This is a genomic window from Streptomyces sp. NPDC051315, assembly GCF_044455165.1.
In the GTDB taxonomy this organism is placed as follows: domain Bacteria; phylum Actinomycetota; class Actinomycetes; order Streptomycetales; family Streptomycetaceae; genus Streptomyces.
Genome location: NZ_JBITEN010000016.1, coordinates 18641 through 31416, shown reverse-complemented (window position 1 = coordinate 31416; position 12776 = coordinate 18641). Strand labels below are relative to the sequence as shown.

The following is a 12776-nucleotide window of genomic DNA, read 5'->3' as shown; positions in this document are numbered from 1 at the left end:
CGGGGACTACTGCGGCAGGGGTGCCTCACCGGATACGGCGATACCTGCCTGGTGGAAGTCGTCCACGGCCGCGGCTGTCGTGTCCGGGGCGACTCCGACCGAATATTCCAGGGGTACCCGTGCGCGGAAGCCGGCCTTCACGGCGTCCAGCGCGGAGGCGCGCGGAGACGACGCCTTACCCTGACGCGGCGCACTTCATGGAGACGGACAGCGGCGGCGCCGTCCCTCGGCCCAGTCTCCCAGCCCAGTCGAAAGTGGGGCTTCGAGGGTGAGGTTGTCGCCGCTTGCCACGGTCTGCAGCAACATGGCGCACAGGGTCGCTTCAGCGGCGCTGCCGGACGGCCCAGGACGGGAAAGACGTCACGGACGACGGACGGCTGTGGCCGGCTGCAGCCGGGCGCAGGCGCGAGACAACACGATGACCTCTCGCGCGTGACTTTCTGTAATCAATCATTAACAGTGAGTAGCCTACGACGGCGGCAAGGACGGCGTGGGCAAAGCCGTGTTCATGCGCCGTGTACGTCGTCCACTGAGTGGCCATCCCGTTGCCCAGCGCATCGGGACCAAGAGGAGACAGAAATGGCTATCGAAGATCGCAGTGATGTCACTCCCGCACACGGCGGGCTGACGAGTCCTCCCTCTCGCGCCGACCTCGAGTTCAATGGCGGCTGGCCGGCCAATGGGCTTGAGGCGGGCAAGTTCTTCCCCGCGACAGAGATCGGGCTTACGGACCCGGACGCGCCCACGGACAGCCCCAGCGGACCGAAGCCAGTGCCCCCGGACGGCCAGATCGCCAGCGGCGGAAACGAGCCGGACGCGGCGAAGCTGGACGAGGTACGGGACTGGCCGAAGGTCGATCTCCAGTCGGGCGCCGAAGTTCCCTTCCAGTGGAACTTCTCGCAGAAGCACAGGACACGCCGCTACAACTACTTCGTGACCAGGGAAGACTGGGACCCGACGGCGCCCCTGAGCCGCGATCAGTTCGAGCCTGAGCCGTTCGCGACATACAAGCCGTACGGCGACATCCCATACTGGGAGATGCCGGACGCTTCCACCGACCCGAACCTCGACAAGCCGCACACGATCAGACTGCCGGAGCGTTCCGGCTACCACGTCGTCCTCGGTGTGTGGGAGGTCGCCGACACGGGTCATGCCTTCTACCAGGTGATGGATGTGAACTTCACCCGGTAGGCCGCAAGGGGAGACTGCCGGGACCGTCCCGTCTTCACGGGCGTCCCGGAAACCGGCCGGGATCGCGGGGCGTACGTCGTGCCAGTGGGCGAATCGTCTCGTCCTGACCTACGGCAACCCACGGCCGGCACACCTTTGTACGGCCCCTGGCACGCCACGCCCTCGTCAGGGCGGCGATGCGTCCGGGTGGCGCGTCCCGGCCGGACGGCCAGGACGCGCCATCCTCCTCCGCACCGGGGTACGCCGGTCACGTGTAGGTAGTGGTTCATGGCGGGGTGATACGCCGCCACCATGGATGATCGTCGAAGACGGACCTTAGTGGTGCCAGGCACGCCCGCCCGTGTTGTGAATGAATCGCTGCAGCACCTTGAGGGTGGTCAAGTACTCCTCGTCGGAGATGTCCGCGTGCCGTTCTGCCCACAGCTCGTCCTGGAGGGCCGCGGCCTTGTCGTAGAACGCCCTGCCCTCGGCCGTGATGCCCAGTCGTCCTTCTGAGTCCTCGGTGACCCAGCCCCGGGCGATGGTCCTGTCGATCTCCCACTCCATGGCTTCCGCGCCCGTGTCGAGGTAGTTCCGGAGGAGGCCGGACACCTCGTCCCGCGTCTTGACAGTGTCGGCTCGTGCGACCTGTGCCAGGATCCACCACTGCGGCTGGGTAGTGCCGATCTCCGCGAGGGCGCCCCGGGTGCGGGTGACGACGGCCTTGAAGGCGGCCCAACTCCAGTAGCCGATGGGTTGCTGAATCAGTTCGGCGTCATCGTGTGAGTACTCCACGACCGGTCCCTCCGTCGTCGCTTCAGCTCGTTCAATGAGACCGACCATAAAAACTCAACCGAACTTGAGGTCAAGGCTCCGTGATCGCCGCCAGCATGCAGGACCGCGACGGCCTCAGGCGGCCGGCGTTCACTCGGCCCACCCGTGTGCAGAGGCAGCACGCCTGGAATGCCACCTACGACGCGCTCGCCGCACCCCACCGCCGTGCAGCACCACCCACCGCGCCTGTCTGCAGGGCTGGGGTGGCACCCGTACTGGAACACCGCCCGCTCGGTGCCGGCGGCGCCCACCGAGCTGCGGCAGCCGACCCTCACCCGGGGAGCGGCCCTGGCCGCGTGAGGCCGCCCGGAGCCGGGTTGCGACAAGCGTTGCGCCTGATCACAACGCCTTCCCGCCACCCCAGTACGGCCACCCTGAGCGGGTCTCCCCACGCACAGTGCCGCGCAGCATCCCCAACGTGGCGGCGGGCGAGGTCACGATCCATCCGGGAGCGGGGGGTCCGCATGTCACCACCTCCACCGCATGCCTCGGGCGCGACCGCTATCGGCCTCGCCCGTGACCTGCTGCGGTCAGGGACGCGCGACATCGCGCCGGCGGGCGGCACCGAGTCCGCCAGGTCCCGTTCGAGACCTCTGCTGCCGCGCGGCAGGCGGAGCCGGGGGCGCAGGACTTCGCGCAGAGCGGTCTGCAGTGCGCTCGACCTCAGCCGAGACGGGGTCGAGGAGGGCTTCGGTGAGAGTGAGCACGTCGCGGGCGCTGGATCGCAGGGACCGCACCGGTCCGACCGCGTCACAGCACCCACTGAACTGCTCACGCGCCCAGGGCAGCACCCTTGCGGTACCGCCGGAGCTGATCAACCAACCCGACCCGCGACTCGACGCCCTTCGACCCTTTGCTGCACAGCGCTGTCCGCATCCTGGGCGGCGGCCAGAAGGGCGGAGAACAGGCCCGGGAAGCGCTTCTCCATCTCTTCCGTGCGGAGCGCGTTCATTTTCGTGGTTCCGACGTAGTACTGCCGGATCACACCGGCCTCCCGCAGGACGTTGAAGTGGTGGGTCAGGGTCGACAGGGAGACGGACACATCGAACGTGCCGCAGCTGATCTCCTTGCCGGCTCGGGCGAGCTGGGACACCACTGTGCGCCGTACGGGGTCCACCAGGGCTTCGAGGAACTGCTGCAGCAAGACGTCCGCGATGTCAGGGTGATCCACCGTCCGGGCGGAGGTGCGGGGGCGGGCCATGACGACTCCCTTGGTGCGGTGCGGATGCAGAGCCATATTACGACGGCCATCAAATAAGTGACGCGGACCACACCGTTGCGGTCCACTCAAGGGCGGGACCGGCAGGGGTGCAGCAGCCCTGCGGGGAAGTCCTGCGCAACCGTCGATGCCCTCCAACACTCTTCCCACCTGCAGCGATGCCCCCTTCCGGCGGTCCCGCGCAGCCGCGAGAAGCGGATTCGCTTACTCGTCTCCCTGTTCGCCGTGCAGGTCGCCATCGCGCTCGGCGCCCGCGTGATCGCCACCTCCAGCAGCGACGAGAAGCCTCAGAGGGTCTCCGCCCTCGGCGCGGCGACCTCATCAACCACCGCGCCACCCCCGACTGGGCCTAGACGGTACGCGAGCTGACCGACGGTCAGGGCGTCGACCAGGTCATCGAGGTCGTCGCGGGCGAGGGCCTGAACCAGTCCGTGCACGCCACCAAGGACCGACCTCGTCGTCGTCACCGACGACGAGGACCTCCCCGCCCGCGTCAAGGAGATCACCGACGGCCGGGGCGTCCGCCTGGCCTTCGACCCGGTCGCCGGCCCCGGGGTGGAGACACTGGCGGAAGCCATCGCCCCCGGCGGCCACCTGGTCGTCCACGGCGCCCTCGACCCCCGACCCACCCCCCTGCCCCACGCCCAGTCCTTCCCGGCCCTGTCCACCAGCACCTACCCGCCTCTCGAGGTCACCACCGCCCCCGAGCTGCTGCAAACCGGGGTGTCGCCTTCGTCAACGCCGGTCTGCGGATCGGTTCGTTCGCGCCCGTGGGTTACAGGGGCGCGGACCGTGGAGTGCGGCACCCACGTCCGGGGCACGGCAGTAGCCCGCCCAGCCGGCCGGCTCACGAGTCGTCGGGGCGCGGAGGGCGGGTGCCGGCTCGGTGGGCGTCCCAGTCCGCGCGGCCGCCGGCACCCAGCACTCCGGTGTCGGCGGCCAGTTCCTTCGAGGACAGGCGGCGCAGCTCGCGCCGGGTGAGGCGGAGGACGAGGGCGGGGAAGGCGGGTCTCAGCGGCTGGCACCAGCGCAGCCACGGGGGTGCGTAGACATGGCGGGCACGGCGGGTGATGCCGGTGGTCAGCCAGTCGGCGACCTGGTCGGCGCTGTGCACGGTGCGGGCGAAGCGGGGCTGGTTGCGTCGCAGGGCCTTGAGCACGGGATGGTCGTCGATGCCGGTGACCATGTCGGTGCCGGTCCAGTGCAGGTAGGCGATGCCGACGCCGATCCCGTCCGGTTCCACCTCGCCGCGCAGCGCCTGGGCGAAGGATTCGGCCCCGGCCTTGGAGGCGCAGTAGGCACTCATCATCGGGGCGGAGCCGAAGGCGGCCGTGGAGGCGATCTGCAGGAAGTAGCCGCGGGTGCGGGTGAGCTGGGGCAGGAAGGCCCTGGCGGTGTTGGCGGATCCGGTGAGGTTGACGTCCACGACCCGCTGCCACAGATCGGCCGGGGTACGGGCGAAGGGGCCGCCGGTGGCGATGCCGGCGTTGGCCACGACCACGCTCGCCGGGCCCAGCACGTCGGTGATCTGCCGGGCGGCGCGGTCGAGAGCCGTGGGGTCGGTGACATCGGCTTCGACGCACACACTGCGGTGGGGCAGGGAGGCCGCCGCCCGGCAGAGGGTCTCCTCCTCGCGCCCCACCAGCGCGACGAGCATCCCGGCGTCGGACAGGTGCCGGGCGAGAGCCTCACCCACACCGCGCGCCGCGCCGGTCACGACCGCGACCCGCCCGGCGAGCGGCGGAACGGCAGCCGTACGGGGCCGGCCGGTCCCGGGGATGTCACGCATACGCCTCGTTCCTTCCCTGCCACCGACCACCGTCGGCGGCACCCCTACCGACATACCCGGCGCGGCCCGGGTGGGCGGGGCGTCTGACCCGTTCGGCCCACGGCTCTGCAGCGTCCAGGACACGGGTGCCGGGCGGATGAACACGGTCGGGGCGGCGCCGCCGCGCGACCGGTCCGGGCCAGGCGGCGGAGGACCGGGCCGAGGTCTACCTCGTCCTGGCCTTCAGCTGCTCCAACGCGGGGATGAGCGCACGGAGGTCGTCGCCGTCCACGGCCGTGTCCGCCAGGGCACGGACCTCGTCCGCGGCGTTGAAGGCGATGCCGATGCCGACCGCGTCGAAGAGCGGGCCGTCGTCGGGGCATGCGCCGACGGCGGCGCATGCGGTGAGGGGGACACCGAGTTCGTCGGCCCGTCGGAGCGCGGCCCTCCGCTGGTCGGCGGCGTTCGTCGGTCGGGTCGCGCGGCCGGTGAAGTGGCCCTGGCTGGTCTCCAACGGACGGCCCGAGTACGAGTGGAAGCCGAACCGCTCGGCCAGCCGGGCCACGATCGGCGTCCAGGTGAGGGACAAGGCGATCGGCACCAGTCCGGTGCGCCAGCACCAGTCGACGGTCTCCTGGACACCCGGGAGCAGCGAAAGCCCGTCCAGTTCGGCGTGCAGCGCGCTCTCGGGCACTCCGGCCCAGCGGTCGGCGTCGGGACCCGTGTCGTCCGGCTCGGCGGTGCTCTCGGACACGCGCAGTCCGAGGCGCTCCTCGACGAGGCGGGTGAGGCTGCACCCTTCGCTCAGGACGCAGTCGACGGAGAAGAAGACGACGCCCACGTGATCCGACATGAACACGCTTTCACTATGCCATCGTCAGCGTGTCCTCTGCAGAGATGTGCACCATCGCTCCGCAAAGCGTGCACAGGATGCGGAGGTCCGCTCTCCGGAACGTCGGGGGGGCGCTCCCGGGACCGGCCCGGGGTGCGGGGATGCCCGATCTGCTTGGTCGGGCCGACGGGAGGATGACAGGCGGCCGGACACCGCGCACACCGTCCCGCTGGAGCCTCGTGTGAGCCCCGGCCACGTCACCGTCGCCGTCGCCGTCGTGCAATGCGCCGTCCTGCTGGGATCGGCGACGGGCAGGCCGACCCCGAGACGATCGAGAAGGCCATCGGCGAGGTCTTCGACCTCCGTCCGGCCCCGATCATCCGCGGCCTCGGTCCGCTCCGCCCGATCTGCGCCCGGACCGCCGCGAACGGCCACTTCGGCCGTGGGCTGCCCGACTTCACGTGGGAGAAGATCGACCGCGTGGACGCGCTGCGCAAGGCGGCCGCGCCGCAGGTCCCGCACCGCGCCGGAAGGCCCGCCTCCCCCGGGTTCGGGGAGCCGGGCCCCGTACTCCGCTCAGGGACGGTCGAGCGAGTGGTCCCGGGGGTGCAGACGTCGCGCCCACTCGGGGGTGCGCAGGGCCTCGGCCGCCTCGCGGGGAACGCTGAGGTGCACATCCCGGCTGTACTCGCCGTCCGGCGTCGGAGTGATCAGGACGGTCCACGGTATGGGGCTCGCGGGGTACTCGAACCAGAACGGCCGGCCGGCCCCGAACTCGATCGCGTACACCGGCAGCCGGCTGACGTTGTTGAGGGCGACCGTGCCCTCGAAGGCGTCCAGGGCCATGCGGCTGAGCACCCGGTTGAGCCGGCCCGCGCGCCGCTGCGCGTCCAGGAACGCCGCCTCCTGGCGTATCCGGTGCGGCGTGACACGGTCGAGGGCCTCACGGACCGTCGAGGCGGTGTGGGCCAGGGGCTCCTCCCGCAGCGCACGGGCGGGCACGGCGGCCGTGGTGTTGGAGACCGCGTTGCCCGAGTATCCGTGCGGCAGGCTCTCCGACAGCGCGGCACGCAGACCGACCACGATGCCCAGCCGCTCGGTGGCCTGCTGTTCCCGGTCGCGCAGTGCGCCCAGGACCCGCCACACATGGGCGCCCAGGGCGTCACCGCTCGACACCCGGGCGTTGTCCCCGCCGGCGCGTGCGGCCTCCCGCAGCGCGAGGACCTCCGCCGAGGAGAACCGGGTGGTCAGGGTCCGCACCCGGCGCGCACGCGCGTTGACCCGCCAGATGAAGCCGAACTTGGCCCGTCCGGTGACCACCGCGTACTGCGGGTCCTGCGGCGCGGGCGCGGTTCCCGCGGCGAGACCGTTCAGGACGGCGCGGTCATGAGGCGGCGCCACGTGGTCCAGCCCTCGGTGCGTGCGCGACCAGTGCACCAGGAAGTCGAGGAAGCCAGCGCCGTCGACCACGCTGTGGTTGATCGAGACGCCGAGGACGGAGCCGCCGCCGCGCATGTGCGTCACCTTGACCGTCAGCAGCGGCGTGTCGTGCCCGACGACCCGGAAGGCGTTGACGGAGTGCAGGTACCGGCGCAGGTCGTTCTCGGCCGGGCGGCCCGGGCCGTAGTCGGGCATGGGCCGGTCGCAGTGGCTCTCGGCCAGCACCGCGCCGGCATCGTTGCAGACGACACTCAGGCCGCGGTCCGCGTCCCGTTCGAGACGCCCGGTGAGCAGGGGGTGGTGCGCGAGGGTCCGGCGCAGCGACTCCCGCAGGGCCTCGGTGTCCAGCCGCTGCCGGTAGTAGAAGGTGCGCGACGTGGCGAAGGTGCCGTTCACCACGTCGTAGACGCTCAACCGGACGCGTTCGCCGCTCGCCCCTCCGGCACGCAGGAGCACGGTACGGTCGGCGTCGCCTGCTGCGGGACCGCTTTTCATGAGCGTCTCCAGGATGGTCGTTCCGAGGGGGCTGGCCGGACACTCCAGCGTGACCGCTGACGGGCGAGGAATTCCCTAGACCGGGCGGGCGGCGGCGCACGCTTTTGGTGGATCCCTAGAGTTGCCCGGCAGCGCTGGCCCGTGCCCGTGCCCACGTGCTGGTCTGGCATCCCCCGATCGATCGATACGGGCGTGGGGACCCGCTTCGACTGCGAGCCGGCCGTACGTGTCGTCCCCACTGGCACACACAGGAGGCCATCAGGCGATGGGGTACGACAAGACCGACATCCTGGAGCTGGTTCGCGAGTACCACCGTTCCACCGTCTCGTCGGGGTTCGTGCCGGGGGTCACCCCGGTGCAGGCCTCCGGCGCCGTACTCACCGAGGACGATCGCGTGGCCCTGGTCGAGGCGGCCCTCGACATGCGGATCGCCGCAGGTGTCAGCTCACGCTGGCTGGAGCGGTCCCTGGCGAGGTACTTCGGCCTGCGCAAGGCGCATCTGACCAACTCGGGCTCCTCGGCGAACCTCCTGGCGCTCAGCTCGCTGACCTCGCCGCAGCTGGGCGACGACCGCCTCAAGCCCGGCGACGAAGTGATCACGGTGGCCGCCGGCTTCCCCACGACCGTCAACCCGATCCTGCAGAACGGGCTGGTGCCCGTCTTCATCGACGTCGAACTGGGCACCTACAACGCCTCGCTGGAGCGGGTGGAGCAGGCGATCGGCCCGCGCACCCGGGCGATCATGATGGCGCACGCCCTGGGCAACCCGTTCCAGGTCCGGGAGATCGCCCAACTGGCTCAGGACCGCGGCCTGTTCCTCATCGAGGACAACTGTGACGCCCTGGGCAGCACCTACGGGGGACAGCTGACCGGTACCTTCGGCGACCTGGCGACGGAGAGTTTCTACCCCGCCCACCACATCACGATGGGCGAGGGCGGCTGTGTGCTGACCGACAACCTGATCCTGGCCCGGATCGTGGAGTCGATGCGCGACTGGGGACGCGACTGCTGGTGCGAACCGGGCGAGGACAACCGGTGTTTCAAGCGTTTCGAGCACCAGATGGGCTCACTCCCCCAGGGCTACGACCACAAGTACATCTTCTCCCACGTGGGCTACAACCTGAAGTCGACCGACATCGCGGCAGCGCTCGGGCTTCAGCAGCTCGGCCGGATCGAGGAGTTCGGGGCCGCGCGCCGGCACAACTGGGCGCGACTGCGGGAGGGCCTGGACGGGCTGCCGCACCTGCTGCTGCCGGAGGCCACCAGGGGCAGCGACCCCAGCTGGTTCGGGTTCGCCATCACCGTCCGCCCCGACGCGCCCTTCGCGCCAGGTGCGCTCATCGACCACCTGGAGTCCAGCAAGGTCGCCACCCGGCGCTTCTTCGCGGGCAACCTGACCCGTCACCCCGCGTACGAGGGGCGGGAGTTCCGGGTCAGCGGGCCCCTCACGAACAGCGACATCACCACCGAGCGCACGTTCTGGATCGGCGTCTACCCGGGTCTCACCGACGAGATGATCGACCACAGCATCCAGACGGTGAGCGAGTACGTGACGCTGCCGCACTGACTACGGCCCCGTCGTCTTCCGCGCGGTCCTGCAAGAGGGCCGCCGGGCCTCCGTGCCCGGCGTGACTGTTTGCCCCTGTCGGACGGATGACCTGGCGGGTGGTGTCACCGGGGCCCGAAGGGTGCCGTCACAGGCGCTGATCAGAGGTCCGGCCCCTGCCCGGACCGGCGCAATGCCGGGCCCTGGCGGGCGGCAGGTCTGCATCGTGGACGCGCGCGAACGGTCCCGGCCACCAAGGCGGGCCCGGCATCGGCGGATGTGACGGCACGGCGATCGACATCGACGGCACGGGCGTCCTCCTCGGCCAGGCCCGTCGCCCCCGGCAGCCGTACGGCGCCGGGGGCGACTCGCGTGGGGGCGGGGCGGGTGGATCAGCCGGCGGCCGTCACCGCGGGGCGGTCGGCGGCCCAGGCCTCCAGCAGATCGGCGGCCCGGGCGGCGCCACCGGCCGTACGGACCGCGTCCCGCATGCGGGCGAGCGCCGCGGGAGCCTCCGGGTCGTCGAGCAGGCCGGCCACCGCCGCCGCGAGGCCGGGCGCGGTCAGCCCGGAGCGGGACAGGGACCTGCCCACCCCGCACCGCTCCAGCTGCTCGGCGCTGACGGCCAGTTCGTGGGCGCGGGGCAGCGCCACCACGGGGACGCCGTAGTACAGGGCTTCCATGAGGCTGCCCATGCCGGCGTGGCAGACGAAGACGTCGGCGTGCGGCAGGACCTGCGGGTGCGGCAGCCAGGGGTGCGCCTCGACGTGCGCGGGCAGCGGACCGAGGAGCTGCGGGTCGCTGCCGCGCCCGAGCGTCATCACCACGTGCCAGTCGGCCGGGTCGAACGCCTCGGCGCACAGCCGGAAGAAGTCGCCCCGGTCCCCCGCCTCGGTTCCCAGCGACACCAGCGCCACGCGCCGGCCGTCGGCGGGCGGGGCCCACCGGCCGGAGTCCGGCGCCGGCCCGGTGAACGTGGGGCCGACGAAGGCGAACCGGTCGTCGAAGCTGTCGCCCTCGATCTGGAAGGCGCGGGGCAGGAACACGAGGTTGCGCTGATCCCACTCGGCTCCGTAACGGGCCATCTCGTCGAGACCGATGCCGTGCTCACCCATGAAGTCGATCATCACCTTGGCGCCCTCGGCCATCACCGGGTGGTCGGCCCCCCACATCTGGGCCCGCAGCGAGAACGTCTCGTTGGCGGCGTGGCTCGGGGACACCTGCACCGGCACCGCGTCCAGTTCACGGGCGAGGACCCGGGCGGCGGCGACCGTCTCGAAGTCGTACAGCACGACGTCCGGCCGGTCGTCGGCGAACGCCTCCAGGGCCGCGGGGAAGACGGTGAGCACGGTGTCCACGAGGAGGTTGTAGCCGTCCACGGCGAGCCGGTCCGCGGTGGGATCGGCGGCGCGGTAGAAGTCGCCGCGGGCGGAGGGGTAGGTGACGGCCCGGGCGCCGGTCTCCTCGACGGTGGCGGCGAACTTCTCGTCGACGACGTAGGTGACGCGGTGTCCGCGGTTCAGCAGCTCGCGGCTCACGCCCAGGGTGGGGGCGATGTGGCCGAAGTCCGCGAAGAGCAGCACGGCGTAGTGCAGGACGGGTGCGGGGGTGCCGGGCGGCATCAGCTCTCCTAGGGGTCGGGTGGGCGGCGGTGCCGGCCATGGTCAGCGGGCGGCCTCGCGGAGGGCCGCGTAGTGCGCCAGGCACTCCTCGTACCCCGCCAGGATCCCGCGGTCCCGGGCTTCGGCGACGGAGATGGCCGAGGAGTCCTTGGCCGACATCAGCGGGGCCTCCGACAGGCCCCAGGGCAGGTCGAGTTCGGGGTCGAAGGGGTCGATGTCCACCTGGGTGCCGGGCACGAACTCGGTGGAGCACAGGTACGACACGCAGGTGTCGTCGGTGAGCGCCAGGAAGCCGTGGACCAGTCCCTCGGCGACGAACAGGGTCTCACCGGACTCGGCGGACAGCTCGTTCACCTCGTGCACGCCCCAGGTGGGCGACCCGACCCGCAGGTCGACGACGATGTCGAGCACCGCGCCCCGCACCACGCACACCACCTTGGCCTGGCCCGGCGGGAGCAGTGTCCCGTGCAGCCCGCGCAGGGTGCGGCGGCGCGAGACCGAGTAGTTCACCTGGGCCACGGACACGGGGCGGCCGATCTCCTCGGCCAGCCGGTCGTGCCGGAACGACTCGTAGAAGCTGCCGCGCGCGTCACGCAGGTGGTGCGGGGTGATGTGGTACGCGTCCGGCACGGCCATCTCTCGAACCTTCATGGTGGCAACACCGTAGGGAACCCCGTTCGAGGGCCGATCCAGGACCGGCTGTGGACGGATCGGGTGGACGGAGCCTGGAACGATCCTGGACCGGCGGGTGCCAAGGTGGCGCCGAGGCCCGCGCGTCCGCGTCGCGGGTGCGGGAGACGAACGGGCACGCGTCGGCGGGTCCGGGAGGAGAACGGCATGACGGAGGTCGGTGTGCTGGGGCGACCGGAAAGGTGGGACACCGGGTCCGGCCGGGTGGTCGTCCTCGGAGCGACCGGTTTCGTCGGCGGGCACGTGGGAGCGGCCCTGGAGGCGGCCGGGTACGAGATCCTCGCCGTCGCCCGCCGCCCGCTCAAGACTCCCGCTTCCTGGCGGTTCCGGCCGATGGACCTGGCGCACGGCGGCCCGGAGGCCCTGACCGAACTGATCGACGAGGAACGGCCGGTGGCGGTCGTGAACGCCGCCGGTGAGGTCTGGTCCCCCGACACCGAGGGCATGCGCCGCAACAACGAGCTGCTGGTGGACCGGCTGCTGGCCGCTCTCGCCGGGTCCGGGGCACGGCCGCGGCTCGTCCAGCTCGGGTCGGTGCACGAGTACGCGCCACAGCCGCACGGGGTGTGGCTGACGGAGTCGTCGCCGGAGGGGCCCGTCTCCGACTACGGACGGACGAAACTGAGGGGCACCCGGGCGGTCCTGCGGGCCGTTCGGGCCGGCGAGGCGGACGCGGTGGTGCTGCGGCTGTCGAACGTCATCGGCGCCGGCACGCCCCGGGCCAGTCTGCTGGGGCAGGTGGCGGCGCAGTTGCTCGCCGGCGGCCGGGACGGAGCACCGGCGCGGGTCCGGGTCTCTCCCCTGCAAAGCACCCGCGACTTCGTCGACGCGCAGGACGTCTCGCGCGCGGTGATCGCGGCGCTGCGCGTCCCCGACGCCTCGGGGCGGGTGCTGAACATCGCCAGCGGCACCTCGCAGCACGTGCGGGACATGGTCGGCCTGCTGCTCACGGTCAGCGGCCGGCGGGCGACGCTGGTGGAACGGGGCGCCCCGGGGCTGCGTCCGGCCGCGGGCAGCGACTGGACCGGGGTGGACGTGTCGGCCGCCCGCACGGTGCTCGGCTGGGAACCGCGGCGCACCCCCCGGGACATGGTGGAGGACCTGTGGCGGGCCGCGGCACACCAGGACTGACCGCTCGGTCCCTCCGGGACACCACGGCA

Annotated in this window: 11 protein-coding genes and 2 pseudogenes; 6 read left to right on the top strand and 7 right to left on the bottom strand. The window is 71.6% G+C overall.

The window, feature by feature from the left end:
* Positions 1-579 precede the first annotated feature (579 nt).
* On the top strand, positions 580-1191 hold the full coding sequence (locus tag ACIBBD_RS27520) for a lytic polysaccharide monooxygenase auxiliary activity family 9 protein (protein WP_399422428.1): 612 nt from the start codon (positions 580-582) through the stop codon (positions 1189-1191).
* Positions 1192-1506: 315 nt separating this feature from the next.
* Here the strand turns inward: ACIBBD_RS27520 and ACIBBD_RS27515 are convergent, their stop codons facing one another.
* Positions 1507-1965 (bottom strand): MarR family winged helix-turn-helix transcriptional regulator, encoded by a 459-nt coding sequence (locus tag ACIBBD_RS27515; protein WP_399422270.1) that lies wholly within the window; start codon positions 1963-1965, stop codon positions 1507-1509.
* A gap of 168 nt (positions 1966-2133) precedes the next feature.
* Here ACIBBD_RS27515 and ACIBBD_RS27510 point away from each other — a divergent pair, with 168 nt between their 5' ends.
* Positions 2134-2304 (top strand): hypothetical protein, encoded by a 171-nt coding sequence (locus ACIBBD_RS27510; RefSeq protein WP_399422269.1) that lies wholly within the window; start codon positions 2134-2136, stop codon positions 2302-2304.
* A gap of 514 nt (positions 2305-2818) precedes the next feature.
* On the opposite strand, the gene ACIBBD_RS27505 is transcribed toward ACIBBD_RS27510, so the two are convergent.
* On the bottom strand, positions 2819-3205 hold the full coding sequence (locus tag ACIBBD_RS27505; RefSeq protein ID WP_399422268.1) for an ArsR/SmtB family transcription factor: 387 nt from the start codon (positions 3203-3205) through the stop codon (positions 2819-2821).
* Between the two features lie 519 nt (positions 3206-3724).
* Between ACIBBD_RS27505 and ACIBBD_RS27500 the strand changes: the two are divergent.
* Positions 3725-3802 (top strand): annotated as a pseudogene (locus ACIBBD_RS27500) (hypothetical protein); the annotation flags it as partial.
* A gap of 268 nt (positions 3803-4070) precedes the next feature.
* On the opposite strand, the gene ACIBBD_RS27495 reads toward ACIBBD_RS27500, so the two are convergent.
* Positions 4071-5012, bottom strand: coding sequence for an SDR family oxidoreductase (locus ACIBBD_RS27495; RefSeq protein WP_399422267.1), 942 nt, complete (start codon positions 5010-5012; stop codon positions 4071-4073).
* Between the two features lie 205 nt (positions 5013-5217).
* Positions 5218-5850: an HAD family hydrolase gene (locus tag ACIBBD_RS27490; protein ID WP_399422266.1), complete on the bottom strand. Its 633-nt coding sequence runs from the start codon at positions 5848-5850 to the stop codon at positions 5218-5220.
* Between the two features lie 276 nt (positions 5851-6126).
* Here ACIBBD_RS27490 and ACIBBD_RS27485 point away from each other — a divergent pair.
* Positions 6127-6327, top strand: a pseudogene (locus tag ACIBBD_RS27485) (methionine adenosyltransferase domain-containing protein); the annotation flags it as partial.
* 72 nt (positions 6328-6399) lie between these two features.
* Here the strand turns inward: ACIBBD_RS27485 and ACIBBD_RS27480 are convergent.
* Positions 6400-7758 carry an acyltransferase gene (locus tag ACIBBD_RS27480; RefSeq protein WP_399422265.1) on the bottom strand — a complete coding sequence of 453 codons (1359 nt, stop codon included), beginning with the start codon at positions 7756-7758 and terminating at the stop codon, positions 6400-6402.
* Positions 7759-8023: 265 nt separating this feature from the next.
* On the opposite strand from ACIBBD_RS27480, the gene rfbH reads away from it, so the two are divergent.
* The gene (gene rfbH, locus ACIBBD_RS27475) at positions 8024-9325 is read left to right on the top strand and encodes a lipopolysaccharide biosynthesis protein RfbH (protein WP_399422264.1); all 1302 of its coding nucleotides are present in this window, start codon (positions 8024-8026) and stop codon (positions 9323-9325) included.
* A 371-nt stretch (positions 9326-9696) separates the two neighbouring features.
* Here the strand turns inward: rfbH and ACIBBD_RS27470 are convergent, their stop codons facing one another.
* Together ACIBBD_RS27470 and ACIBBD_RS27465 are read right to left on the bottom strand one after the other, a co-directional pair.
* On the bottom strand, positions 9697-10926 hold the full coding sequence (locus tag ACIBBD_RS27470) for a macrolide family glycosyltransferase (RefSeq protein WP_399422262.1): 1230 nt from the start codon (positions 10924-10926) through the stop codon (positions 9697-9699).
* Between the two features lie 42 nt (positions 10927-10968).
* Positions 10969-11577, bottom strand: a complete 609-nt coding sequence (locus ACIBBD_RS27465; RefSeq protein ID WP_399422261.1) for a dTDP-4-dehydrorhamnose 3,5-epimerase family protein — start codon at positions 11575-11577, stop codon at positions 10969-10971.
* Between the two features lie 186 nt (positions 11578-11763).
* On the opposite strand from ACIBBD_RS27465, the gene ACIBBD_RS27460 reads away from it, so the two are divergent.
* Entirely contained in the window at positions 11764-12747 is a 984-nt protein-coding gene (locus tag ACIBBD_RS27460) for an NAD-dependent epimerase/dehydratase family protein (RefSeq protein ID WP_399422260.1), read from the top strand.
* Positions 12748-12776: the final 29 nt, after the last annotated feature.